Annotated in this window: 25 protein-coding genes and 1 pseudogene; 15 read left to right on the top strand and 11 right to left on the bottom strand. The window is 44.1% G+C overall.

All coding sequences use genetic code 11. The features are described 5' to 3' along the window. Positions 1 to 255: pseudogene (locus MWG72_RS06335) on the top strand (hypothetical protein); the annotation flags it as partial. Between the two features lie 157 nt (positions 256 to 412). Here MWG72_RS06335 and MWG72_RS06330 read toward each other — a convergent pair. The 6 genes from MWG72_RS06330 to radA all read right to left on the bottom strand — a co-directional run bounded on the left by MWG72_RS06330 (position 413) and on the right by radA (position 6,218). After that, on the bottom strand, positions 413 to 937 hold the full coding sequence (locus MWG72_RS06330; protein ID WP_085064774.1) for a tetratricopeptide repeat protein: 525 nt from the start codon (positions 935 to 937) through the stop codon (positions 413 to 415). 97 nt (positions 938 to 1,034) lie between these two features. Then, entirely contained in the window at positions 1,035 to 1,373 is a 339-nt protein-coding gene (locus tag MWG72_RS06325) for a DUF3325 domain-containing protein (protein ID WP_247143481.1), read from the bottom strand. Further along, the gene (locus MWG72_RS06320) at positions 1,370 to 3,121 is read right to left on the bottom strand and encodes a PepSY-associated TM helix domain-containing protein (RefSeq protein WP_247143480.1); all 1,752 of its coding nucleotides are present in this window, start codon (positions 3,119 to 3,121) and stop codon (positions 1,370 to 1,372) included. Before MWG72_RS06320 ends, MWG72_RS06325 begins: the two co-directional genes overlap by 4 nt. Position 3,122: 1 nt before the next feature. Then, complete coding sequence (locus MWG72_RS06315) at positions 3,123 to 3,479, bottom strand: hypothetical protein (RefSeq protein WP_005106369.1); 357 nt, start codon at positions 3,477 to 3,479, stop codon at positions 3,123 to 3,125. 224 nt (positions 3,480 to 3,703) lie between these two features. Beyond that, entirely contained in the window at positions 3,704 to 4,708 is a 1,005-nt protein-coding gene (locus MWG72_RS06310; RefSeq protein WP_247143479.1) for a Tim44 domain-containing protein, read from the bottom strand. A 118-nt stretch (positions 4,709 to 4,826) separates the two neighbouring features. Then, complete coding sequence (gene radA / locus MWG72_RS06305) at positions 4,827 to 6,218, bottom strand: DNA repair protein RadA (RefSeq protein ID WP_247143478.1); 1,392 nt, start codon at positions 6,216 to 6,218, stop codon at positions 4,827 to 4,829. Positions 6,219 to 6,392: 174 nt separating this feature from the next. Here radA and MWG72_RS06300 point away from each other — a divergent pair, with 174 nt between their 5' ends. Beyond that, entirely contained in the window at positions 6,393 to 6,797 is a 405-nt protein-coding gene (locus MWG72_RS06300; protein ID WP_247143477.1) for a hypothetical protein, read from the top strand. 95 nt (positions 6,798 to 6,892) lie between these two features. On the opposite strand, the gene MWG72_RS06295 is transcribed toward MWG72_RS06300, so the two are convergent. Then, on the bottom strand, positions 6,893 to 8,239 hold the full coding sequence (locus MWG72_RS06295) for an alanine/glycine:cation symporter family protein (protein ID WP_247143476.1): 1,347 nt from the start codon (positions 8,237 to 8,239) through the stop codon (positions 6,893 to 6,895). 319 nt (positions 8,240 to 8,558) lie between these two features. On the opposite strand from MWG72_RS06295, the gene MWG72_RS06290 reads away from it, so the two are divergent. The 7 genes from MWG72_RS06290 to MWG72_RS06260 all read left to right on the top strand — a co-directional run bounded on the left by MWG72_RS06290 (position 8,559) and on the right by MWG72_RS06260 (position 14,698). Next, positions 8,559 to 9,962, top strand: a complete 1,404-nt coding sequence (locus MWG72_RS06290) for an amino acid permease (RefSeq protein ID WP_247143475.1) — start codon at positions 8,559 to 8,561, stop codon at positions 9,960 to 9,962. Between the two features lie 132 nt (positions 9,963 to 10,094). Then, entirely contained in the window at positions 10,095 to 10,328 is a 234-nt protein-coding gene (gene lptM / locus MWG72_RS06285; protein ID WP_004645718.1) for an LPS translocon maturation chaperone LptM, read from the top strand. Between the two features lie 25 nt (positions 10,329 to 10,353). Next, positions 10,354 to 11,598 (top strand): diaminopimelate decarboxylase, encoded by a 1,245-nt coding sequence (lysA, locus tag MWG72_RS06280; RefSeq protein ID WP_247143474.1) that lies wholly within the window; start codon positions 10,354 to 10,356, stop codon positions 11,596 to 11,598. Positions 11,599 to 11,610: 12 nt separating this feature from the next. Then, positions 11,611 to 12,456, top strand: coding sequence for a diaminopimelate epimerase (gene dapF, locus MWG72_RS06275; protein WP_247143473.1), 846 nt, complete (start codon positions 11,611 to 11,613; stop codon positions 12,454 to 12,456). An 85-nt stretch (positions 12,457 to 12,541) separates the two neighbouring features. After that, complete coding sequence (locus MWG72_RS06270) at positions 12,542 to 13,147, top strand: alpha/beta fold hydrolase (RefSeq protein ID WP_247143472.1); 606 nt, start codon at positions 12,542 to 12,544, stop codon at positions 13,145 to 13,147. Beyond that, complete coding sequence (xerA, locus tag MWG72_RS06265; protein ID WP_247143471.1) at positions 13,148 to 14,083, top strand: site-specific tyrosine recombinase/integron integrase; 936 nt, start codon at positions 13,148 to 13,150, stop codon at positions 14,081 to 14,083. It begins immediately after the preceding gene. Positions 14,084 to 14,314: 231 nt separating this feature from the next. Continuing rightward, positions 14,315 to 14,698: a hypothetical protein gene (locus MWG72_RS06260; RefSeq protein WP_164543195.1), complete on the top strand. Its 384-nt coding sequence runs from the start codon at positions 14,315 to 14,317 to the stop codon at positions 14,696 to 14,698. Positions 14,699 to 14,906: 208 nt separating this feature from the next. On the opposite strand, the gene MWG72_RS06255 is transcribed toward MWG72_RS06260, so the two are convergent. Beyond that, positions 14,907 to 15,401 carry an Lrp/AsnC family transcriptional regulator gene (locus tag MWG72_RS06255; RefSeq protein WP_004645712.1) on the bottom strand — a complete coding sequence of 165 codons (495 nt, stop codon included), beginning with the start codon at positions 15,399 to 15,401 and terminating at the stop codon, positions 14,907 to 14,909. A gap of 112 nt (positions 15,402 to 15,513) precedes the next feature. On the opposite strand from MWG72_RS06255, the gene MWG72_RS06250 reads away from it, so the two are divergent. From MWG72_RS06250 to MWG72_RS06225, 6 genes are all read left to right on the top strand, one after another. Continuing rightward, positions 15,514 to 16,119: a LysE family translocator gene (locus MWG72_RS06250; RefSeq protein WP_247143470.1), complete on the top strand. Its 606-nt coding sequence runs from the start codon at positions 15,514 to 15,516 to the stop codon at positions 16,117 to 16,119. Between the two features lie 523 nt (positions 16,120 to 16,642). Continuing rightward, positions 16,643 to 17,395, top strand: a complete 753-nt coding sequence (locus MWG72_RS06245; RefSeq protein WP_004731799.1) for an electron transfer flavoprotein subunit beta/FixA family protein — start codon at positions 16,643 to 16,645, stop codon at positions 17,393 to 17,395. A gap of 18 nt (positions 17,396 to 17,413) precedes the next feature. Further along, positions 17,414 to 18,346, top strand: coding sequence for an FAD-binding protein (locus MWG72_RS06240; protein WP_004280494.1), 933 nt, complete (start codon positions 17,414 to 17,416; stop codon positions 18,344 to 18,346). 179 nt (positions 18,347 to 18,525) lie between these two features. Beyond that, positions 18,526 to 19,185, top strand: a complete 660-nt coding sequence (locus MWG72_RS06235) for a hypothetical protein (RefSeq protein WP_195725745.1) — start codon at positions 18,526 to 18,528, stop codon at positions 19,183 to 19,185. 320 nt (positions 19,186 to 19,505) lie between these two features. Beyond that, positions 19,506 to 22,487 (top strand): DNA gyrase subunit A, encoded by a 2,982-nt coding sequence (gene gyrA, locus MWG72_RS06230; RefSeq protein WP_247143469.1) that lies wholly within the window; start codon positions 19,506 to 19,508, stop codon positions 22,485 to 22,487. A 68-nt stretch (positions 22,488 to 22,555) separates the two neighbouring features. After that, positions 22,556 to 22,981: a DUF3887 domain-containing protein gene (locus MWG72_RS06225; RefSeq protein WP_247143468.1), complete on the top strand. Its 426-nt coding sequence runs from the start codon at positions 22,556 to 22,558 to the stop codon at positions 22,979 to 22,981. Positions 22,982 to 23,008: 27 nt separating this feature from the next. Here the strand turns inward: MWG72_RS06225 and MWG72_RS06220 are convergent, their stop codons facing one another. The 3 genes from MWG72_RS06220 to MWG72_RS06210 are packed head-to-tail and all read right to left on the bottom strand — an operon-like array spanning position 23,009 to position 26,366. Continuing rightward, positions 23,009 to 24,109, bottom strand: coding sequence for an ABC transporter permease (locus MWG72_RS06220; RefSeq protein ID WP_247143467.1), 1,101 nt, complete (start codon positions 24,107 to 24,109; stop codon positions 23,009 to 23,011). Then, on the bottom strand, positions 24,106 to 25,236 hold the full coding sequence (locus MWG72_RS06215) for an ABC transporter permease (protein ID WP_247143466.1): 1,131 nt from the start codon (positions 25,234 to 25,236) through the stop codon (positions 24,106 to 24,108). Before MWG72_RS06215 ends, MWG72_RS06220 begins: the two co-directional genes overlap by 4 nt. Next, positions 25,236 to 26,366 (bottom strand): HlyD family secretion protein, encoded by a 1,131-nt coding sequence (locus MWG72_RS06210; RefSeq protein WP_247143465.1) that lies wholly within the window; start codon positions 26,364 to 26,366, stop codon positions 25,236 to 25,238. Before MWG72_RS06210 ends, MWG72_RS06215 begins: the two co-directional genes overlap by 1 nt. Positions 26,367 to 26,376: the final 10 nt, after the last annotated feature.

The following is a 26,376-nucleotide window of genomic DNA, read 5'->3' as shown; positions in this document are numbered from 1 at the left end:
ACCTTACCTTTGTCACAGCTTATAAATGTGAAAGAATTACATAAGCATTTGAATGGTGAAATAATTTATTTATTGGGGAAAGTTGAGAAGAACTTATTTGTTAGAAATTTAATTGCTCATTCAATTCCTACACTAATAAAGGATAAATATATCGTTTTCTTATCTCATGATATTAGTGAATTAAAAAAATACGCATCAATGCGAAGAGGGAGGATTATAAATATGCAGAAACAGAGAGAACGAAAGCCTTATTAAAATTGAAAGAAAAAATAGATCATAGTAATTATAGTGTTATGAGGCTTAATGATTTGATTGGATTAAATGAGCTTTTAGATTATTTAATAAAGGAAATAGAATTTATTGTGAATCATATATGATAATAAAAAGCCCATCATTTGACGGGCTTTTCGTTTTATTTAGCTTCTTGCTCAGCAGCATCCGCTTTTTGGGTCCAGAACTCAGCTAGTTCCTCATCGCCATCTACACCTAAACCATTGGCATAAATAAAAGCAAGATCGCGCATGGCCTGAACTTCACCCCACTCCGCAGCCTGTTTAACTAAAGCAATCGATTTTTCTACATCTTTTTCAATCACATCACCGCGACGGTAGAAACCGGCCAGCTCTAAAGTCGCAGCAGGGTGCTTCTCGATATTGGCCTTGCTTAACCAGTAATAGGCTAACTCAAAGTGAGCTTTAGATTCTTCCGGATCTTCTTCTGCTAATTCTTTGGCATACACGGTGTAACCTTCACCTAGCCAATACATTGCATCCACCAGACCGCCATTTGCTGCTTTTAAAGCCCATTCTTCAGCAAGAATGATGTCATCATCATGCTCGCTTTGCATATACAGTTCAGCCAGTTCAAATTGCGCTTCAGCATTGCCTGCTAAGGCAAGATTGGTCAGGACAGCAGAGGGAGAAACACGCTGGGTCATATCAACATCTCAAAAATATTGTGCGTAGACTAAAAGGTTTAAAGCAAAAAAGCCAATCCGAAGGTCAGCTTTTTAAAGAGATTGGTCAATCAAATGATTAGATCAAGCAAATAATCCCTGAGATTGAAGCGATGAACACACAGAACATTACGATCACTTTAATTTTACTTGCCAGATAGCTCAGGCTTAAACCGACCACCAGTGCTGCAAAAGTTAGACTACCCAGCCAGTAACTGATCATATTGCTGGCAAATCCTGTTAACAGACACAGAATCAGGGCAATTATGAGCAATACCCAACCCAGAATAGTCGCAAGTTGTGTTTTTTTAGGGTTGAGTTCTGTGTCAAAAATCTGTTTTTGATGTTTGGACATCGACATTGCAAGCGTAAAGAAACCCAGTGAAGTTAAAGCCCAAATCAGTAAGAAAAACATCATAACTGATTCTCCTTGAGAGCAACCTTGGCTTTTTTAGGCGACAAGCCTTTATGGTTTTTCACTTTTTTAAATGAAAGCCAGAACAAGATCGCAAGCACCCACATCGCCAGATCAAAAGAAGCAATGACCCATTGACCATGCAAGATGCTATTCCAGATCGCCTGACCGCCGGTCAGAAAATTGACGATTGGGAGCAAGGCAAATGCAGCAGTGGCAAGCAGTAATAGTTCCAGCCAGGCCTGACGATGACTGCGAATCATGGCATACAGCAATGTCAACAACCATCCAATAAAGAAGCTACGTATTTCCCAGTTCAAACGCATCTCCATGTCTGCCGGAATAAAGCGGTTGGCATAGAAATAGGCAGCACAGGCAATCGGTAAACCAATAATGGCAGCGATATTGGTGACTTCAACCACGCGATAGCCAAAGGATTTATAGCCTTGCTTCTGTTGCTGCGGTGCACGTTTGACACACCACAGAATCAAACCGGTCGCAATCATCAAGGTGCCCACCACGCCCGACATGAACAATAACCAGCGTAAAGCCAGATCCACGCCACGTGCTTCATGCAATGTGGTGAATACATTATAAATACCATTTGCGATTGAAGGCATTTTCAGTGTGGTTTGATCCGGCTCTAAATCACTAGTCACACCCTTGAAAGCAAGACTCGGATAAACATTACGATAAGCTATGCTGACTCCGTTTAAGGCACGAAGTTCAATTTCAGCTTTTACGGTATTTGGCTGGATGATGGTTATCGTACCCACCGGATTATTTTTCCATTCTTTTTCAGCTGTTGCCAAGATCGGAGTCAGATCGGTTAATGGTGCAGGAGATGCAACTTGCATTTCATCACGAGAGCGGCGACTTTCACCACGTGCAGACATTTCACCACGTGCAGACATTTCACCGCGCTCGCCAAGATTTTCTCTCTCAGCTTGCGGTCGACGTTCTTTACTCTCACTACGGCCTTCATGGAATTCAGTCTGAATACTCTTCTCCTGAATCAAGCTCTTACGTTGATCCTGAAGGAAAGCACTACGGTTTTCATAAATCTGGTTTACGCCCCAAGGCATCAGGGTAAAGAGTAATAGTAATAAGCCACTGAAGGTAATCATGATATGAAAGGGCAGGGCAAATACCGCAGTAGCATTATGTGCATCCAGCCAGGAACGCTGACCCTTACCGGGACGGAAAGTAAAAAAATCCTTGAAAATTTTCTTATGGGTAATGACACCGCTGATGATTGCCACCAACATGAGCAGGGTCGCAATGCCGACAATCCAGCGTGCCCAGATTCTTGGCAAACCATACAATTCAAAGTGGAAACGGTATAAGAATGAACCGCCGCGTGTTTCACGCGCTTGCAGAACTTCACCCGTGGCGCTGTCAATTGTCACGCGGGTACCGCCACGACGGGCACGCGGATCTTCGCCGGCACTACGAATAGTCAGGGTGGTGGTATTTTGGCGTGAATGGGGAAGCTGGATCGCCCAGCTGCCGGCATGCGGATGGTGCTGTTGCAGATAAGCCAGTGCCACACGGGTTTGTTCGATTTGAGTCTTTGGTGGAACTGACTGATGAAATTCCGGTTTCATCCAGACGGTAATTTCGTTCTGGAAAAAACTTAAGGTTCCGGTCAAGAAAATCGCATATAAAAGCCAGCCTAAAATCAGACTGGCCCAGGTATGCAACCACGACATCGACTGGCGTGGACCTTCGGGTTTTGCATCTACTCTCATCTCAATTTCCTAAAAGCTTATAGGCGATATAGAGTAAAACACCGGGAATCGCGATCCCGAGCGTAGCTTTGAGCGTCTTATTCACCATAAATACCCAGATAAATGCAGCAGCATTCAAGCTAAAGCCAATCAGGGTGGCGGACATGGCTGCACTGCTTCCACTGTCGATAAAAAGCTGGGCAATCACGATCGTTGCCAGTGTAGCCAGTAGATAACCGCCAGCACCCGCCAGAATAAAGCGATATAAAATCATCCCACGATAAGCCAGCATATTTGCTTTGACTTTATTTTTGCTTGATGGTTTCGGTGCAGTAACTGTTCCAGTCGCTATGGCTTGCATATTCGGACTATTCATCATCGAAAATTCTATTTACAAACTTATGAAGTAATTAATGATAATGATAACAATTATTGTTTAGATTTTAAATATGGGTTGTTGAACTATTTATATGAAAAATAATTAAAACTGGAAGCTAAGTTAAAAAAAGAGAGGGGGAAGGGAATTAAAAAAGATCAAAATGTAAGGCTTACAAATAAAAACAGCGGCTCGAAGGCCGCTGTCTAAACTTCATTTATTCACGATTAGTCTTGCTGAATACCTGCAACCACCCAGTCCTGATTTGAACCTGCTGGTTTGGTGAAATGCCAGATTTCTGCGAACGGTTGCGGCAAGCTGTTTAAGTCTTCGCTTACGGTACCTGTAAAGCGTACGCTGACAATATACTGGCCATTGTCAGTCGATGAGTCGACGACCATCGCATTCAGATTTGAAAACTCGGCAACATCCTGATCCTGATTGCTCATAATGTCGTTATACATCGACTGATAAAGTTCAGGAGTCAGATAACGCTGAATTTCAGAAATGTTACTTGCCGTATTCATGGACTGAATGTGGTTAAAACGCTGACGCGCTACACGCAAGAATGCTGCAGGTTCAGTACCATCCGGTAACTGGCTGCCACTTTGGGTATAAGCTGCACCAAAAGGCGCGTTATTTACCGGAGCGGAACCAAGCGGAGCATTATTGCTTGATGTTTGACCACCCACGTTCTGGCCAAAAATATTGGTACTGTCACCACCGCGAGGTGCAGTCGGTGCCTGACCAAAAGGTGCTGTATTACCAGCACCGCTATTTGGTGCAAAAGGGTTAGAAGCTACTTTTTTTTTTGCGCTCATTTTACGGAAAATGAAGAAGGCAACAGCAGCAGCAAGCAGGATCCAGATCCAGCCCGGAATACCACCTTTTTCCTCTTCGGCTTGAGCAGCCTGAGCTTCAGATGCTGCTACACTTTGATCATCCGCCAAGGCATTGGCAGCAACTGCACCAATCGCAGCACCGGCTACACCCGCGGCAACCATGCCGCCGACACCCGGACCAGATTTTTGCTGGGTTGCAGCACCGGCAACTGGCGCTTGTTGAACAGGCGCAGCTTGACGAGGTTGTTGATAAGATTGAGTAGGTTGTGCAGAACGTTGCATGCCGTGACTTTTACCGCCACCGGCACGTTTTGCTTCAGCTGCAAAAGGCGCAACCAATAAAACTGCTGTCAAGATACCTGTGATCAAACCGCGCTGTCGAACTTCCATTCATTTTTCCTATGAGAATAAAACCTGTTTGTACAGTCTATTTATATAGGCTTTGTGTGGAATTTCAATCAAAAATCTGTATTTTTTTACTCTTTGTACCAAATGAGCCAGTTTACAGTTAGTTGAGTTCATCACTCAGCGCCATCGCTTCGCTCAAGGCTTCATGTAAACGCGCAACTGAAATAATTTGCACGCCCTCGATGGATTTTTGCGGTGCATTGCCGCGTGGGACAATAATATATTTAAACCCATGCTTGATTGCCTCTTTCAGACGTTCCTGACCATTTGGTACAGGACGAATCTCTCCAGACAGTCCGACTTCACCAAAAACCGCCAGCTGTTGCGGTAAGGCTTTGCCACGAATACTGGAGGCGCAGGCGAGAAGTACCGCCAGATCCGAACCGGTTTCGGTGATTTTCAACCCACCGACAATATTGACATAAACATCCTGGCCGGAGGTTTGCACACCACCATGCCGATGCATGACTGCAAGGAGCATATTTAGACGGTTCTGATCCAGGCCAAGCGCTACACGTCTTGGTTGGCCATGTGCGTCATCGACCAGTGCCTGAACCTCAACCAGTAGCGGGCGCGTACCTTCGCGGCTGATCATTACAATCGAACCGGGAATCGCTTCATCATAACGGCTTAAAAAGATGGCTGAAGGATTGGAAACTTCGCGCAGACCTTTATCGGTCATGCCGAACACACCGAGCTCATTGACCGCACCAAAACGGTTTTTGACCGCTCGGATCATCCGGTAACGTGAATCCGACTGGCCTTCAAAATACAGCACACAGTCCACCATATGTTCCAGTACACGTGGGCCGGCCAGTGCGCCTTCTTTGGTTACATGACCGACCAGAAACAAAGACGTGCCACTATTTTTGGCAAAACGGGTCAACAAGGCCGCTGATTCACGAATTTGTGAGACACCACCTGGTGCAGATTGCAGGGTTTCGGTGTACAGGGTTTGGATCGAGTCCAGGATTGCCACCGCAGGACGTTGCTGGGCCAGTACTTCACAAATACGTTCGACGCAGGTTTCTGCCATGACTTTGAGCTGGTCGGTCGGCAGATCCAGACGCTGGGCACGTAAAGCCACCTGAGACAAAGATTCCTCACCGGTCACATACAGGGCCGAATTTTTGGCAGAAGCCATGTGCGCGGCTGTTTGTAGCAAGATTGTAGATTTACCAATTCCGGGATCACCGCCGATCAGGACCACCGAACCAGTGACCAATCCGCCACCCAAGACCCGGTCAAATTCACTGATCCCCGTCGGCAGACGGGTTTCGTGAGAGACTGAGACCTGATTTAAGGTGGTGATTGTCGATGCCTGGCCTGCATATCCACCAGCGATTTTTGGCTGAGCCCGATGTGTAACCGCAGGTGCAATGCTGACCTCAGTCAGGCTGTTCCATTCCCCACATTCCGAACATTGCCCTGACCATTTTGGATGATCCGCGCCACATTGTTCACAACGATAGACACTTTTTGCTTTAGCCATATTTTAAGATGAAGCGATTGAAATTGACTGACAGCATAGCGGTGAATGTAATCGAAAACCAAGCCTTTCACCTGAAAATTCATGGTTTTTACGACAAGGCTTGTCGTTTTTATTTATGCTGATTTGAATACTGTACGGTAACGCCGTCTATAATGCCCGTCTTGTTATGCTGGAATGGAACAGATCTTGTCACAATTGCTGAAACATATTGATGCGATCGCACGTGAAAAAAACCGTGATGTGCTGTTTGTGCATTTTGAAGATTATGTACATTCTGATCAGGATACCAATTCGGCTCGGCAACAGTTTATCGGCTGGTTAGAGCAACAAAATATCCGTTATATGCCTTGTTTGGGCATTGAGCCAAGCGTGCGTAGCGAGGTATATTCGGGTGGACTTTATCTGGATGTACCTTTTGATCTGCAGCATAAAGCCTACCAAAAACTGAGTGAGTATCTGGAAGATGATCAGGGCAATATGAAAATTGACGGGATTCTGTTTTTTGTTCTTTCTTTGGCTCTGGCGCTTGAACTCGAGTCTGATAGCAAAGTACCACAATGGGGTGGTTTGCGTTGCTAAATTTTCATAATGAAAAATGGAAAAGATTAAGCAGAAAAAGCCACGATTGACGTGGCTCTTTACTATTTAAGTTGAGTAATTAAATAGCTTATCAATTAATAAAGTTCACCAGATTTACGTCTTGCAATAAAGTTTTTCGATTCCTTGGCAATCACTCCGGATAAAAGCAATAGTGCAATTAAGTTTGGAACCGCCATGAGCCCATTAAAGGTATCGGCGAAGAGCCAAACCAGATCAAGGGTCGCCACACAGCCAATAAATACCGAAGCGATATAAATAATGCGATAGGGCAGCACAAACTTCTCACCGAGCAAATAAGTGGCACATTTCTCGCCATAGTAGCTCCAACCCAAGATGGTGGAATAAGCAAAGAAAATAATCCCGAGGGTCACAATCCAGCCGCCGATCCCAGGCAACAGTTTGTCAAACGCGCTGATGGTCAATACTGCGCCGGTCTGGTCACCGAATGAGTTGCCGGCCATGATATAACCCATCACCAGTACAATACCGGTAATCGAACAGACGATAATCGTATCAATAAAGGTACCAGTCATAGACACCAGACCTTGACGCGCCGGATGATCGGTTTTCGCTGCTGCGGCCGCAATCGGTGCAGAACCCATACCGGCTTCGTTGGAGAATACTCCACGCGCTACACCATAACGAATCGCTGCGCCAATCGCACCACCTACAGCAGCCTCACCGGTAAAGGCATAGGTAAAGATCATTTTCAGGGCTGGAGCGACTAACTCCAGATTGTTGATGATAATCGTCACTCCCCCTGCAACATAGCCCAGGGCCATAACTGGAACAATTACTGAAGAAGCGCGAGAAATGGTTTGAATTCCGCCAAGAATCACCAGTGCTGAAAAGGCGGTAATGACGATACCGGTCATCCAGGTTTCGATGCCCAAGCTGTTTTCAACCGCCAGTGCTACAGTATTCGACTGTACTGAACTGCCGATTCCAAAAGAAGCCAGTGTCCCGAACAAGGCAAAAATCAGTGCCAGCCATTTCCATTTCAGACCACGCTCGATGTAGTACATCGGACCACCCGACATTTCACCTTTTTCATTTTTGACTCGGTATTTGACTGCCAGAACACCTTCGCCATATTTGGTGGCCATACCAAACAGGGCGGTCATCCACATCCAGAACACGGCGCCCGGACCCCCGAGGACACAGGCAGTGGCTACGCCGGCAATGTTACCGGTACCAATCGTGGCAGAGAGTGCGGTCATCAATGAAGCAAATTGGGAAATGTCCCCTGAATGGTCAGGGTGCTTGCCAAAGACCTGTTTGAAGGCTAGGGGCAACATGCGGAACTGCCAGAACAATAAACGGAAGGTAAGGAAAATCCCGGTACCAACAATTAGTACCAGCATATAAGGGCCCCAGACCCAGCCGCTTAAAGTTTCCATTAAACTTTGTAAATTTTGCATAAAATTCTTCTTATTGATCCATGTCTGTGTAGTTCGAGGTATTGATTAAAAAGCAATTGCTATGCCAGATACATTCATCCTGAATGCATAAATTGACTGAATAGTGTTCTATTTTTTACACAGTTTTAAAAATTTGACAAGAAATTACTGGAATATCGCAGGTCAAAAATAAAGCAGAAGTGTAACCGTAGAGCGATATAAGAAAAATAAATTAACTTCTTCAATTAATCAGGAAATACAAATGATGCAAATTTTATTTTTGTATTCAGCATTTTTTACGTTAATTTGTCGCGAGTAAAACTCAAAGTTGTAATTAATAATGTCAGAAAAATATAACAATTCGTCGGCAGAGCACGGTGAATTAAAGCGGAGTTTGTCCAATCGGCACCTACAGTTAATTGCCATTGGGGGCGCCATCGGAACCGGCCTGTTTATGGGTTCGGGTAAAACCATCAGTCTCGCAGGTCCTTCGATTCTGGTGATCTATATGATCATCGGTTTTATGGTCTTTCTGGTGATGCGTGCATTGGGTGAGTTGTTGCTCTCCAATTTACAATATAAATCATTTATTGATTTTGCCACGGATCTGATCGGGCCTTGGGCCGGATACTTTGTCGGCTGGACCTACTGGCTGTGCTGGATCACCATCGGGATCGCAGATCTGTCAGCCATTATTTACTATCTGCAATTCTTCAATAATGGCTTGCCCTTTAGCCCTGAAGAAGGCGTCATGATCAGTGTTGCCGCGATTGTGTTTATCATGGGGCTGAATCTGGTCACGGTAAAACTGTTTGGTGAAATGGAATTCTGGTTTGCCCTGGTCAAAATTATCGCCATTGTGGTGCTGATTGCTGTTGGTCTGTGGATGGTGTTTACTGGCTTTACCAATGATGTTGGTACGATCGCATCCTTTAGTCATATCTGGGAGCATGGCGGTTTGTTCCCAACGGGTGCCATGGGCTTCCTGGCCGGTTTCCAGATTGCCATCTTTGCCTTTGTGGGGGTGGAACTGGTGGGGACTACCGCGGCTGAAACCAAAGATCCGGAAAAGAACCTGCCAAAAGCGGTGAACTCTATTCCGATCCGTATCATTATTTTCTATGTATTGGCACTGCTCATTGTGATGTCAGTAACTCCATGGAACCAGATTGACCCGAATGTTTCGCCCTTTGTAAACCTGTTCAGTCAGGCTGGCATTGCAGCGGCTGCGATTATCATGAACCTGGTGGTATTGTCCTCGGTGATGTCATCGATGAACAGTGGCGTATTCTCAACCAGTCGTATGCTGTTTGGCCTGTCGCGTGAAGAGCAGGCACCGGTTGCTTTTGGTCGCTTGAATCGTCGCGCAGTGCCTGCAAATGCCCTGTATTTTTCTGCGGTGTGTTTGTTGCTGGGTGCAGCACTTCAGTATTTTGTTCCGGATACCGTTCGGGCCTTTACCTTGGCCACGACTTTATCCACGATTCTGTTTATTTGTGTCTGGATCATCATTATCTGGAGCTATATTGTGTATTACAAAACACGTCCAGAGTTGCATGCTAAATCGACCTTTAAGCTGCCAGGTGGATTAGTGACCTGTTGGATCGTGATTATCTTCTTCCTGAGCATGATCGTGGTCTTGGCGCTGGAAGAGGATACTCGCCAGGCACTGATGATCAGTCCGATCTGGTTTGTCCTGCTAATCATTGGATATTTTGGTTTCTATAAACAGAAACATAAATAAACCTTATCAATAAAAACGTCAGCGATCTGCTGGCGTTTTTTTTTGTCTAAAGATACTCTCTAGCGTTTAACGCTTGGGTCATGCCGAATGATCGCGTTATACTTCATCGAAACTATTACATTAGGTGGTCAGATGCGCCAAGTCATTTGCTACATCAGTATCTTAGCGACAGGTCTTGCTCTTGCAGGTTGTGGACAGTCAGGTGCTTTGCACTTGCCGAATGATCCGAATTACGACAAGCGTGCCAAGTATCTGTTATACAAAAATACTGAAACTGAGCCTAAAGCGTCCGATGAAGAACGCGAGGCACCTGTGCAACAACAGTTTGCTGCACCTACCGATTCAGACGTTAAAACCACACCATAACGCTTTCACAGAAAGGATACCTTCTATGAGTTTCACCCGCATTAATGGGGTATTGCACGCTGAGCAATGTTCATTACAACAGCTCGCGGAGCAATTCGGCACACCACTCTATGTTTATTCTAAAGCCACTTTGGAAAAGCATTTTTTAGATATGGATCGTGCTTTTGATTTTATCCACCATCAAATCTGTTTTGCGGTAAAGTCCAACTCTAATCTTGCGGTATTGAATGTATTGGCCAAACAGGGTGCCGGTTTTGATATTGTGACCGGTGGTGAATTGGCGCGTGTGCTGAAAGCCGGTGGTGATGCATCGAAAATTGTATTTTCCGGTCTGGGTAAAACTGAAGCGGATATCAAAAAAGCTTTAGAAGTCGGGATTGCCTGCTTTAACGTCGAATCGTATGCCGAGCTGGATCGTATCCAGAAAGTTGCGGCTGAATTGAATGTCAAAGCGCCGATTTCCTTGCGTGTGAATCCGGATGTCGATGCCAAAACCCATCCTTATATTTCAACCGGCTTAAAAGAAAATAAATTCGGTATTCCATCGGATAGCGTGTTTGAAACTTATCAATATGCAGCGTCATTGCCAAATCTGGATGTGGTCGGGATTGACTGCCATATCGGTTCACAGCTGACTGAAACCCAGCCATTTGTGGATGCACTGGATCGTGTCATTGTGATGATTGACCAGTTAAAAGAGCTGGGCATTCACCTCAAACACATCGATATCGGTGGTGGTCTGGGTGTGACGTATAAAGATGAATCCCCGCCGTCGGTTGAAGAATATGCCAATGCGCTGCGTCCAGCTTTAGAAAAATTGGGCTTGAAAGTGTATATGGAACCGGGACGTAGTATTTCTGCCAATGCAGGTGTGCTGCTGACTAAAGTGGATCTGCTCAAGCCAACCAATCACCGTAATTTCGCAATCATTGATGCAGCGATGAATGACCTGATTCGCCCTGCGTTATATGAAGCATGGATGGATATTCAATCTGTTACACCTCGTACCGATGTCGAAATGAAAGAATGGGATGTGGTGGGTGCAATTTGTGAAACTGGTGATTTTCTGGGTAAAGAGCGTGAGCTTGCGATCAAGGAAAATGATGTGCTGGCTGTGCTGGGCGCAGGTGCATACGGTTTTGTGATGAGTTCAAATTATAACAGCCGTGGCCGTGCTGCTGAAGTAATGGTCGATGCTGATCAGGCGCATTTGATTCGTGAACGTGAAACGATTGAATCACTCTGGGAACGTGAGCGTTTATTGCCTTAAGGATAAATCAGGATGTTATTAGAATTTACCAAGATGCATGGTCTGGGCAATGACTTTATGGTGGTTGACCTGATCAGCCAGCGTGCTTATTTAGACACTTTGACCATTCAGCGTTTGGCCAATCGTAACTTCGGCATTGGTTTTGATCAACTCTTGGTGGTTGAGCCACCCGATGTCCTAAGTGCAGACTTTAAATATCGGATTTTTAATGCCAATGGTTCAGAAGTGGAACAATGTGGCAATGGCGTGCGCTGTTTTGCCAAATTTGTACATGATCGTCAGCTCACGACCAAAACCAAAATCAAGGTACAAACCAAATCTGGTATTGTAGAGCCGGAATTGGGTGCGAATGGTTGGGTACGGGTCAATATGGGTTATCCAAAATTTTTGCCTCAGGAAATTCCATTTGTAGCTGATGCGCCGGAGAGCCTGTATGACATCGATCTTGCTGGCGGTGAAAAGCTGACCATTGATGTGGTCAATATGGGGAATCCACATGCGGTGACAATTGTACCGGATGTGATCGCTGCTGATGTCGCACGTATTGGTCCACAAGTTGAATCACATGCGCGCTTCCCGGCACGAGTCAATGCTGGCTTTATGCAGATTATTGATGAAAAACATGCACGTTTACGTGTGTACGAGCGTGGTGTAGGCGAGACCTTAGCTTGTGGTACAGGTGCCTGTGCTGCCGCAATTTCAGGTATGCGTCGTGGTCTGCTGTCGAGTAAAGTCGAAGTTGAACTGGCAGGCGGCAAGCTGCAAATTGAATGGAAAGAAGGTGATGTGGTCTGGATGACCGGACCAACGGCGACCGTATATGAAGGACGTCTGGATTTACGTTATTTCCAGGGTTAAGCTTGGTTCCGCTTGAGAAAAAAGCACTGTCTTCGATGGTGCTTTTTTTATGCTAGGATGGGAAAAACCGTAGAATTTGACCGAGATGAATAAGCTTGTGTTCCTGCCGGGTGCTTCAGGAAGCCAGCACTTTTGGCAGCCATTAAAGGCAGCATTAACCGAATATCCAGATCAGCAAGTCATTGCCTATCCAAGCTTTGATGGCGTAGCACCAAATTTGGCCATTCAAAATCTGCATGATTTGCAAGAATTCGTGGAAAAGCAGATAGAGGATGATTCCATTCTGATTGCCCAGTCTATGGGTGGTGTATTGGCCGTTGGGTTGGTACTTAAGCATCCACAGAAAGTCAAAGGACTGGTATTGTTGGCGACATCTGGTGGCCTGAATTTGCAATCATTTCATTGTGCAGACTGGCGAACAGATTATCATGAACATTTTAAAACAGCACCGGACTGGTTTGTACAAGACCAAACTGAATTTAGCCGCATTCAGCTTGAAAGTCTTGACATTCCGATCTTACTGATCTGGGGCGATCATGATCCTTTAAGTACTGTTCAGCTTGGACAATACTTGGCAGGAATTTTTAAAAATGCAAAATTGCATATTATCCAAGGTGGAGATCATTTCTTTGCCGATTCTCATGCAAATCAGGTTGCAATGCTGATTCAAGATTATTTGGAGCAACTCTAAATGGAGCAAGCAGTGATTGTCCCACCTCAACTCTTGCTTAACATGTGGCTGAAAGAACGTGAAATTCAAAACCAGTCCAAACATACCTTGCAAGCCTATGAACGTGATGTCTCAGATTTTTTAGAGTTTTGCCAGCGTGAGCAGCTCAATTTAAACGATGTAGAAGCCACCGATTTACGCCAGTTTCTGGCTGAAAAAGTGGAACAGCATCAGCTCAGTCCTAGCAGCCTGCAACGTATGCTTTCGGCTATTCGTCAGTTTATGAAATGGGCCGAGCAGGCTCAGCATATGGCTTTTAATCCGGCGGATGATTTTCAGTTAAAACATCAATCGCGTCCTTTGCCGGGCATGGTAGATATTGAAACCGTCAACCAAATTATTGATCAGCCTGCGCCTGAAAATGAAATACAACAGCAAATGTGGCTCCGGGACAAAGCGATGTTAGAATTGCTTTATTCCAGTGGGCTGCGTCTGGCAGAACTGCAAAGCCTGAGAATTAAAGATATTGATTTCAACCGGCAGTTATTACGCATTACTGGTAAAGGCAATAAAACCCGGATAGTGCCTTTCGGTTCCAAGGCCAAAGACAGCGTGATGGCTTGGTTGCAAGTCTATCCCTTATGGAATGGCGATTTTGTACCGGAGGCGAATGTATTTATTACCCAGAAAGGCAATCCGCTCGGTGCACGACAAATTGAAAATCGGGTCAAGTTTCAGGCGCAGCGCGCAGGCGTGAATGTAGATTTACATCCGCATTTGTTAAGACATTGTTTTGCGAGTCACATGTTATCGAATAGCCGGGACTTACGAGCCGTGCAGGAAATGCTGGGACACAGTAATTTAACCACCACGCAAATTTATACCCATGTTGATTTTGACCATCTGGCCCAGATTTATGATCAGGCCCATCCGCGTGCGCAGCATAAAGAAGATTGATCATGTGCCCAGTTTTAAAGAATAAAAATCATGAAAATTGTATTTTTGGCACAAAACTTTCATATATAAACCTTAAAATGGAATTGAACTGAACATTGGCGTTCGCGTAAGCATTTCACTATTGTCTTATTCGTTAAATGCGCCATTTCAGGTATAACAATAACTAGTATTTAATATTTAAAATGAAATATTGCTGAGCAGTGTCTCAGTATTTGACCGATGGGAGGTGATATGGACACACTGGTAATTGCAGATATTGAGCAAAAATATGCACAGTTAAGTGAAGCTCAAAAAGAAATGTTTGCGGGTTATGGTCTGCGACAAATCAAGCATTTTGTGGAAATTAGCTTACCCAATCTTGAAGCGACCTTACCTGAAGGCGCCATCATTCAAGGGATTAATGCCGATGGAAAAGTTCAGGCCTTTAATGCGGCGACTGGACAATACTATTTATGGATTTCTGATTTGCAATGGCAATTGTCGAATCGTGCGACCCAGGCAGTCGATTTAAAAGAAGATGCGATTGCAATTTGGCAAATTTTTGAATTGGCAGACTATGAGCTGGTAGATTTAAGCCATGTACATCGTGATTTTTTAGCACAAGAAACTGAGTAAATTCTGAAGTATCCACACAGCATAATAATAAGATTCAGTCCTGTGGTTTGGCTTTGTTCACGAGGAAAAGGTTGTCTTCTATAGGCAACCTTTTCTTATAGTAGAACTTGTAATCTATGCGCTTGCAGCACAGGTTATGGTTTAAGCAAGCTACGATTATGCAAATCTTAGATTAAGAACATAGCGTCGTTGTCTAAAATCAGTTTGCCTATAAATCTTCTAAAGGCAGCTGGAAACTCTGTTTAATAATCTGGCTGGGTAAATCCGTTTTGACACTGGTAATGCCATTTTTTTTGGTCAAATGGGTCGACTGGAATTTCCGGTAACTTTCCAGATCAGGCACCACGACTTTCAGCATCGCATCACTTTCCCCCAAAATAATGTAGCACTCCATCACTTGCGGCAATTCTTTCATCGCCTCAATAAAGGTATCAATGGTTTCGGCATCCTGACCGACCAGCCAGATGCGCGAAAATAAAATCAGCTGAAAACCAATTTTTTGTTGGTCGACAATAGTCGTGTAATTCTGAATAACGCCTGCATCTTCCAGTAATTTCACCCGGCGTAAACAGGACGAAGGCGAAAGTCCGATTTCACGTGCCAGATCATTATTCTGAATACGGCCATTGGCCTGTAAATGTCGAATGATATTTTTATCAATTCGATCAAGTTTTACCCGTACAGACTTGGTGGATATTTTCATAAATTAGAATAATATTCGAAAAATAATACGTATTATAAAATAAATTGAAAGCCAATTTTGTAAAAAATCGCAGATACTTATTTCACTTTCTGGAGTTTGAAAGGAAACGGAAATGTCTGTATTTGTACTCTTTGCACTGACCGTGCTTCCCCTGATTTTTACGCCTGGACCCGATATGTTGTTTATCCTGTCTCAAGTGATGGGTAAAGATGCAAAAGCAGGCATGATGGCAACCGTAGGAGTGTGTTGCGGTTATCTGGTGCATTCGATCCTGGTAGCGCTAGGTATTGCCGCCATCATTGTTTCTTTTCCGGTGCTGTTTGAAACGATTCGCTGGCTTGGGATTGCTTATCTGCTGTATCTGGCCTTTGGTTTACTCAAATCGGTATTCAGTAAAAATGCGTTAAACATTGAGAAAAAGACCTCAGCCAATCCGATAAAAAAAGGTTTTTTTACTTCGCTGTTAAATCCGAAAGGCATGTTGATCTATTTTGCGATTTTGCCACAGTTTATTGATAAATCAGCCAATACTGTCAGCCAAGGTTTGATCCTGTCCTTTATTTTTATCAGTCTGATTTTTGTAGTGTATTGTAGCTTAAGTATTTTGTTCAGCAAAATCAGCCAAAAAACCCAAATGGATGAACGTAAACAAAAATGGGTAGATGGAACTTCTGGTGGTTTACTGGCACTTGCCGCAAGCTGGTTAATCATTAATTAATCGGATTGCAAAGAAGCATACTGTTCGCAGTATGCTTTTTTTATAATTGTGAAGATTTGAAATTAAATATTCACTTTGTCGGCGTAGAATTCAATGCGCTGGTTTATTATTTGGTCAATTTGTCTTTATATTAGGTTTAATTCGCTCTCAAAAAGAATTCTGTCCAAAATGACAAAAGCTGACATACGTATATCCCGGCTGTTTTGCTGCAAGCTGCTTTAAATCAATTTAAATTAAATGTGATCAATCAAAACTTCTGATGTGATTAATCAGATAAAAAAATAATATAAATCAATGGTTAAATTTTAAGTAAATATTGATACATTTCATTGTAATAAAACGATAACAATTAATTGTGAACGCATCGTTCAGGGAAAATTACGCATTTTTACACCTCTTTGTTGAATTGTGACTTGACCGAAATGCCGTACACATTGCAAGATAGGGCACCTAAAAAAATTTAAGTGAAGAGTTACACTAACTTTTCTCAACATTTACATTTGCTAAAACAGCCGAGGATTACATGAAGGCTCTTGTTGCTGTAAAACGTGTGGTTGATGCCAACGTTAAAGTTCGTGTTAAACCGGACAACAGTGGTGTTGACTTAACTAACGTTAAAATGTCAATTAATCCATTCTGTGAAATCGCAGTGGAAGAAGCGGTTCGTTTAAAAGAAAAAGGAACTGTTTCAGAAATCATTGTTGTTTCTATTGGTCCTAAAGAAGCCCAAGAACAGATCCGTTCTGCAATGGCGCTTGGTGCTGACCGCGGTATTCTGGTTGAAGCTGATGACAGCCAACTGGGTGCGCTGGAAATCGCTAAAATTCTGAAAGGCGTTGTTGACGCTGAACAACCACAATTGATCCTTCTGGGTAAGCAAGCAATTGATGATGATTCGAATCAGGTTGGTCAGATGCTTGGTGCTCTAATGGGTGCAGGTCAAGGTACATTCGCTTCTGAAGTGAAAGTAGATGGCGACAAAGTACAAGTAACACGTGAAGTAGACGGCGGTTTACAAACTGTTGAGTTGACACTTCCAGCAATCATTACTACTGACTTGCGTTTGAACGAGCCACGTTATGCGGCACTTCCAAACATCATGAAAGCGCGTAAAAAACCGCTTGATACCAAGTCACCTGCAGATTTCGGTGTAAACCCTGCAACTAAACTGAAGACAGTGAAAGTTGAATCACCTGCAGAGCGTAAAGCTGGCGTACAAGTGAAGTCTGTAGACGAGCTTGTAGAAAAATTGAAAAACGAAGCGAAAGTGATCTAATACAGAAGGATAAAAATCATGAGTATTTTAGTTATCGCTGAGCACGACAACAAAGCATTAAACGCTGCTACTTTAAACGTTGTTGCTGCGGCGCAAAAAATCGGTGGTGATATCACTGTATTGGTTGCTGGTTCTGGCGCTCAGGCAGTTGCTGACCAGGCGGCTAAAGTTGCGGGCGTAAGCAAAGTATTACTTGCTGATGACGCTGCCTATGCAAACCAATTGGCTGAAAACGTGGCTAAACTTGTTGCTGAATTAGGTAAAGGCTATACACATATCCTTGCTGCTTCTACAACAACTGGTAAAAACATTTTACCACGTGCAGCTGCGCTTCTTGACGTAAGCATGATTACTGACATCATCGCGGTAGATGGTCCTAAGACTTTCAAACGTCCGATCTATGCAGGTAACGCAATTGCGACTGTAGAATCAGGCGAAAACATCGTATTGGCGACTGTTCGTGGTACGGCATTTGATGCTGTAGCTGCTGAGGGCGGTTCTGCTGCTGTTGAAGCTGCTGCGTCTACGGGTGATGCGGGTATTTCTAAGTTTATCAATGAAGAAATCGTAAAATCTGAACGTCCTGAACTGACAGCTGCGCGTATTGTGGTTTCTGGTGGTCGCGGTGTAGGTTCTGGTGAGAATTATCACAAGATCCTTGATCCATTGGCTGACAAGCTTGGTGCTGCTCAAGGTGCATCACGTGCTGCGGTAGATGCTGGCTTCGTACCAAACGATATGCAAGTCGGTCAAACTGGTAAAATCGTTGCACCTGATCTGTATATCGCTGTAGGTATCTCTGGTGCGATTCAGCATTTGGCAGGTATGAAAGAATCTAAAGTGATCGTTGCGATCAACAAAGATGAAGAAGCGCCAATCAATGCAGTCGCTGACTACTGGTTAGTCGGTGACCTGAACACTGTTATTCCTGAATTGGTTTCTAAAATCTAATTCCTGAACACAGTTTAAAAGACGCTCTTGCGCAGGCAGTGAAAGCAATGCTTTACTGTTTTGTCCAAGGGCGTTTTTTTATGCAAAAATTTTAAAAATACTCGACAGTCGAAACTAGAGTATTTCATTTGCATGAAAAGTGATAAAATCCCGGTTTGCTTTTTCTCCTGTTTTTAATCATGTCCTTTTCCAAAGCCGCCCATATCCTGTTCATTAGTTTTCTGCTGATTGCGCTTTATCTGGGTATTTGTATTCATACTGCCCTGAATGCACCAGCTTCGGTAACTCAGTATTTATTTAGTGAATCAGGCGCTTTTGAAGTCATGAGCCCATGGTTATGGTACTTGCTGGCAGTGCTGTGTTTGCTTAATGTTGAAATCAAACTCAATACCCGAGTCTTTACGGCTATAGCAGCGACATTGTTGGGATTACGGGAAATGGATTTTCATAAGCAGGTGTTTGAAATGAGTTTTATCAAAACTAATTTCTATCGCAGTGCTGAAATTCCGCTCATGGATAAGCTGCTCGGATTTATTTTATTGCTTGGGATTATTTTTGTCTTTCTGGTATTGGCGAAAAAATTGGTTCAAACCATACGAAGCATGAAAGATTCTTTGAATATTGCACATTTTTTTATCTTCCTCACCATTGCCTGTGGCGGACTAAGCAAGGTGCTGGATCGCACGACCTCAACCCTGAAAGATGAATTCGGCATCCAGTTGGTGCCGCATACTCAAATCATGATTATGACCATTGAGGAAGGGGTGGAGATGTTATTGCCAGTTTTATTGATTGTGGCTGTGCTGAGCTATCGTAAAGTACTGAACCAGGCACAATAAAAATATAGAAAAAACGATGAAGATGCGCCAGTTGATTGGCGCATTTTGTTTTTGTACTCCTGTATTTCTCAAAATTTTGAGTATTGAAAAATCCTGTCTGGATGCACTGATTTTCTGTTTTGAAATAACAAGAAAATGATCACTAAAATGAAGATAATTAACAAGGTTAAGCTGAATATTTCGACACAAAAATACAAGTGTTTATGCTATAATTTAGGGCTGTATTTTAGTTTTTAACTCAGTCGTTTGAGTTAATGATTTTGCTAGTTTTACGACATATAAATACAAGCCAAAATTGGCTTGTAGAATAAGGAGTATGCATGAGCGTATCGGAAATTAGACCGATTGCCATTGAGGATGAACTTAAAAGCTCATATCTCGATTATGCGATGAGCGTGATTGTGTCACGTGCATTGCCCGATGTACGAGATGGTTTAAAACCTGTTCATCGTCGTGTGCTTTTCGCAATGCACGAATTAGGCAATGACTATAACAAAGCTTATAAAAAGTCTGCACGTGTAGTCGGTGACGTGATCGGTAAATATCACCCGCATGGTGATTCTGCCGTATACGAAACCATTGTACGTATGGCGCAAGATTTCAGCTTGCGTTACCAATTGGTTGATGGTCAAGGTAACTTCGGTTCGGTCGATGGCGACAGCGCAGCAGCAATGCGTTATACCGAAGTACGTATGCGTAAACTGACCCACGAACTGTTAGCGGATCTTGAAAAAGATACCGTCGAGTGGGAAGACAACTACGATGGCTCTGAGCGTATTCCTCAGGTCATGCCAACCCGTGTTCCGAACTTGTTGATTAATGGTGTCACCGGTATTGCAGTCGGTATGGCGACCAATATGGCGCCGCATAACATGACTGAAGTGGTGAATGCGTGTCTGGCCTATGCTAATGATCCTCAGATCAGCATCGAAGGATTGATGGAACATATTTCTGGTCCGGATTTCCCGACAGGTGGCATCATTTACGGTAAATCAGGTATCGTCGATGCGTACCGTACTGGTAAGGGCCGTTTGCATATCCGTGGTAAATACCATTTCGAAGAAGATCCGAAGAATGGCCGTACCACGATTGTCTTCACTGAAATTCCATATCAGGTCAATAAAGCAAAAACCATTGAGCGTATTGCTGAACTGGTCAAAGAGAAAAAACTCGAAGGCATTTCAGAGCTTCGTGACGAGTCTGACAAAGACGGTATGCGTATCGCGATTGACCTGAAGCGCGGTGAAAACGCCGAAGTGATCGTGAACAACCTGTTCCAGAACACACAACTTGAAAACTCTTTCAGCATCAATATGGTTTGCCTGGACAATGGCCAACCAAAATTGATGAACCTGAAAGACATTATTGCAGCGTTTATCCGTCACCGTCAGGAAGTGGTAACCCGTCGTACCATGTTCGAATTACGCAAAGCGCGTGAACGTGGTCATATCTTGGAAGGTTTAACCGTTGCCTTGGCGAATATTGATGCCATCATCGAAACTATCAAGAGTTCTGCGAATCCGGCTGAAGCGCGTGAGCGTTTGCAGGCAGGTGAGTGGGCAGGTGGCGGTGTTTTGGCCTTGCTGGAAAAAGCCGGTTCAGTTTCTGTGCGTCCGGATGAGATTGAAGGTGAAGACCCAAGTCGCCCGTTTGGTTTGGAAGGCGAGATTTATCGTCTGTCACCAACCCAGGTGAATGCAATTATGGAACTTCGCTTGCATCGTTTAACTGGTCTGGAACAAGACAAGTTACATGCGGAATATAGTGAAATTCTGTCACAAATTGCTGAATTAACTGCCATTTTAAATGACTTTAATCTGTTGATGAACGTGATTCGTGAAGAGCTTGCACTGATCCTTCAGCAATATGGCGATGCACGTAAAACGTCGATTGTCGAGTCACGTATCGATTTCTCTCGTGAAGATCTGATTCCTGAAGAGCAAATGGTTCTGACGGTATCGAAATCAGGTTATGCGAAAACTCAACCATTGTCTGACTACGCTGCACAGCGTCGTGGTGGCCGTGGTAAGTCTGCGACCAGCATGAAAGAAGATGATTACATTCAACATCTGATTGTGACGTCAAGTCATGCGACGGTACTTTGCTTTACCAATGTTGGTAAGGTCTATCGTCTAAAAGTGTATGAAGTACCACAAGCATCACGTGGTGCCAAAGGTCGCCCAATGGTGAACTTGCTGCCACTGGATGAAAATGAGACCATTACTGCGATCTTGCCGGTGATTGACGCGCCGAAGAAATTTAAAGAGCGTCTGGCTGACTTCAAGGCATTTGTAAAAGCCAATGCAGCGCAGTTGCAAGCCAATGAAGTGATCAATGCTCATTTTGCTGAGCTTGAAGCAGCGCTGACAGAATCTGAAGATGGTGCGGATGATATTTCTGATGCATTGCGTATTCAATTGAAACAGTTGGGCTTGGAGCTTTCTGCAACAGATCTTGATGATGACATCATCAATGGCTTTGCTCAGCAGGCTGAAGCGGTACGTAAAAACTTCTATGTGTTTATGGCGACTGAATACGGTACGATTAAACGTGTAGAGCTTGAACAGTTCTCGAATGTTCGTTCAAACGGTTTACGTGCGATTGAGCTGAATGGCGACGATACCCTCATTGGTGTAGCGATTACCGACGGCGAACAGCAAATCATGTTATTCTCGAACGAAGGTAAAGCCATTCGCTTCGCAGAGACTGATGTGCGTTCAATGGGCCGTTCTGCCAAAGGTGTACGTGGTATGCGCGTGACCATTGGTGCAGCTGCACAGCTAGAAGAAAATGACGAAACTGAGATCGAGTCTGATGACGAAGATGGTTCAGATTCAGCATTGATTAGCCGAATCGTATCACTGGTTGTTGTACCTGAAACTGGCGAAGTACTGTGTGCATCTGAAAACGGTTATGGTAAACGTACTCCAGTAGACGACTTCCCAACCAAGAAACGTGGCGGTAAGGGCGTGATTGCGATCAAAACCTCTGAACGTAATGGTCAATTGGTGGGCGCTGTTGCCATCGATGCGTCTAAAGAACTGATGCTGATTTCTGATGGTGGTACGCTGGTTCGTACCCGTGCATCTGAAGTGGCGCAAACCGGTCGTAATGCACAGGGTGTTCGTCTGATCCGCTTAGGTAATGAGGAATTGCTGGTTGGTGTGGTTTCAATTGAAGCGGTTGAAGAAGATGAGTTTGTTGAAGCGATTGAAGGTGCAGAATCTTTAGTAGCAGAAACAGATGTAGCAGCTGAAACTGAGCAAGTTGCAAAAGATGGTGAAAATTCAGTAGAAGAATAAGTTTTTTACTGATAAAAAGGGCGCTTCGGCGTCCTTTTTTATAAACCTTGACTGCATAAGGGTAAGCGATGAAAACTAAATTAATGTTGTTGGCAGCAGCGGTTGCATTGACTGGCTGTAATTCAATGGACAATATTCCGAATCCGAGTCCTGAACAGGAAAAGGCGGCACAGCTGGCTTATGAGGATTTGCGTGACGGGAAATATGAGGAATTTCTGGATCAGTTAGAACCGCAGTTGCAAACCCAGTTTAAGGATAATGAAAAGCTGATGAAACACTTTTCACGTTCAATTCCTCAAGGTGAATACAAGTCTAAGACTTTAATGACCAAAGAGATTGAAGAAGCAACCAATCAGCCTGGACAATATAAGGTCAGTTATGAAATTGCCTATCCGGAGAATCTGGTTCAGTATGATGTGAGTTTTGATAAGCCGAATGGTAGCAACAAGATTCGTAATTTCAATATTCAGGTCTTTGGCGAGTCGAATAAATAAGTGGAATAAGGGCATTGCTATAATGCTCTATCTACTTTGATGATTGGGAATTAAACGTCGATAAGCCAAGAAAAAACACAAGCTGCCGATCATTCCAAGATAGAGCAGTTTAGGCAAGACCAGTGCGGTAGGTACACCCATCTGATTGAGTTGAATAAACATCTGCACAATTTGGGTGGAAGGCAGGATTTCGCCAACGACTTGCATCCAGATAGGCATTGCAGCATGCGGCCAGGCCGCACCAGATAAAAAGAACAGTGGAATGGAAGTGAATACAATGACATGACCCGCACGTTCTGGCAGATCCAGAAAACTGGCAAATAGGCAGGTCATGCCAATTATCGTGTAGATAAAAACTGGAACAGCCAGCAGCATCCCGAGCAGGTTGCCACCGCGCGGATAATCAAATAGCCAGAAGCTAAAACCGAATAAATAGAAACATCCTAGACAGCCAATAGTAAATACCGCTAAACACATCCCAATCAATGCATTTGCATTCAATTCTATTTTTCTTTCCCGATATACTAAAATCAGCATACTCAAACCCAAAAGAATGGTTTGGTGGATAATTAAAGGTGCAACCGCAGGAAAGACATAACTGCCATAGCCGGACAGTGGATTAAATAAAGGAATTTGATGTACAGAAAGAGCAGGTGAAAAATCCGAGACCTCACCAAAGCGTTCAGTATAGTCTGCTAAAGTTTGCTCAACCGATGTGGCTAAGCCCAGACCAATTTGTTTGGTCACTAAAAAGTTGGCCGTGCTTAAATACAGTCCAATTCCGCCTGTTTCACCATGCCTTAAGCTTTGCGATAAATTGTCCGGTAGTAACAAGATACCATCGGCTTTTTGAGATTCCATCCATTGTTTGGCTTCGGCAAAATTTCCGGTAATCGCCTGAATTTCGACATTGGGGCTTTGTGCCACCTGACCAATAATGCGGGTACTTAAGCTACTTTGTTCTTCATCGACAATAATAATCGGTAAGGCTTCAGCTTGCTGTGCCTGATAAGCGGTTGGATAAAAAAAGCTGTAAAACAAGACGGATAGAATCAGCGTGGTAAAGATCGTGCTGTGACTGACGATATCTTTAAAGCTTTGTAGATAGTAAAACCAAAGGGATTTCATGGTGTTGCTCCTTTGGCGATTTTTTTAAGAAACAGATAAGCCAGCAGAGCGTAGACTAGGGCATAGATCAGCAGCATTAATCCAGCTTGCAGTGAAATATGCAATGGACTACCAATCACCCATTGTTCAGTTTGTAATTTGGCATAGGGCGTGAACGGAATAATATTGGACCAAAACTGGGTGAATAGGGGCGCATTATTTAAAGGTAAAGTCACACCGGCAAAACTTAAAGATGAGCCACCATAGACCGCAATGATGCCAAAAGATTTACTTAAATCTTTGGTTGCCAGAACCACTGCACTGCTTAAAAATGCATAAGCGTTATATAGCAGAAATTGTGCCGATAGAATCAGAGCGAGCGAGCCGGCAACAAACCAGCCGCGAATTTCAATCAGCCAGAACATCCAGATCCAGGTCCATAGACTAAAAATAGCCACATAGACCAGGTTCTTAGACAGTAATGCCATCCAGATGGATGAGTTGCTAATCCAGCTTGTTAAGGTCTGCCGCTTCAGTTCCTGACCGACGGAAAATGCCACACAACAACACAGCAGTAAATGCAGAATTGCCGGAATGACATAGAGTTCCAGATAGAATTCATAATTCAGCTGCGGATTATACAGCGGCGATATTTTGATATGCGGTGACGGTGCTTCGAGAGAAGGCAGCCGGTTGCCCAGATATTGCTGTCCGCTAAATTCAGCCAGTGCTTGCAGGGTACTGACCAGCATGGCAGAGGAAATGGTATTTCCGATACTGAAATAACTCTGGTTAAAGGCAATACTGATGTCAGCATCCCGGGCACGAACCAGACGTTGCTCGGCACCGCTGGGAATATGGATATAACCCCAAATTTTATTTTGATTTAACAGGCGCTCAATTTCAGCTGTTTGTTCCGACACCGTAGCAATTTTAAGAGTATGATTCAGCGCCACATGCTGATAAATGCTTTGACTCAGCGCACTCTGGTCTTGATCAATAATCGCAATCGGTAAATGATCCGGTTTCCCTTGAGCAAACATGCTGCTGAATAAAATAATCACCAGTGCAGGTGCGAGCGTGACCAGACACAGATCCCATTTTTCGCGGAGCAGATAGCGCAGTTCGCGCCATATACCCGTCCACATTATCGGGTCTCTTTCAGTTTAAATAACACGCTCATCCCAACTTTCAGTTCAGGAATCGCTGGTGTGGGCACAAGATGCAGCTTAAAACTTCTCACATCATAACCGCCGGTTTGGCGTGTGGTCTTAATGGTGGCAAATTCACCTTCAGCACTGATCTGCTTGATTTTAAAAGTGGCGGTTTTATCTAGGGCGGGAATATAACCTTCAATACTGCTCATTTTCTGAAACGGGGCATATTGGTCTTCACGAATATTCAGGCTCACCCACATTTGATCTTCAATCAGGCTGACCACAGGGACTGCGGTAGCTACCAGCTCCGAGACTTTGCCATAGGTTTTAGACACCGTTCCGTTTACAGGTGCTACTAATTGGGTTTCTGCTTCTAAAGCATTGGCTTCATCCAGCGCAGCCTGGGCAATATCTACCTGTGCATCGGCGGAACTCTTTTGCTGCGAAGTGCTGCCACGTTTGGCACGTGCATATTGCTGATACGCCGCCTCTGTCATTTGCGCCGCTGATTGACTGGCTGCATACAATTCATCACGGCGCTGGCGTGAAATCACACCTTCCTTCAATAAATTTGCACCACGCTCATAAGAAACTTTGGCTAAATTTTGCTGTGCTTTCAGCGATTGCCAGTTGGCATACAGACTGGCGATATTTTCTTCCTGCGAACCACGTTCAGCAGTCGATTGTAAGGCTAGCGCAGATTGTAAAGCCGCTGCGGCTTGCTGTTTTTTGGCCTGAATTTCCGGGCTGTTTAAGCGCACCAGTACATCGCCTTTTTTGACCCGCTGACCTTCTTCTACATAAATTTCTTCAATGCGGCTCGGCACTTTGGTCGCCACCTGAACCGTTTCAGCTTCTACACGACCCTGCAATTCCAGCGGAGCCGGTTGGTAGCTTTTCCACAATCCAAAAGCGATGACTACCAGCAGAACTGGAATCAGGGCAAGCAATAAATATTTTTTCTTTTTGGAGATTTCAGGAGCTTGTTCATGCTCGGTCGAAGTCGCCGCATTATTTTCTATTCCAGTTCTTGTTTCTACCTGTTGCGCAGGAGATTTTTCTATATCGCTGGATGAAGCCGCTTCATTCACAGGATCATTGGGTTTTTGATCTTCGTTCATGTTCGGCTCC

Source organism: Acinetobacter lwoffii (assembly GCF_022967985.1).
In the GTDB taxonomy this organism is placed as follows: domain Bacteria; phylum Pseudomonadota; class Gammaproteobacteria; order Pseudomonadales; family Moraxellaceae; genus Acinetobacter.
The sequence above is the reverse complement of the archived record's forward strand: the minus strand, read 5'-3'. Positions and strand labels throughout refer to the sequence as shown.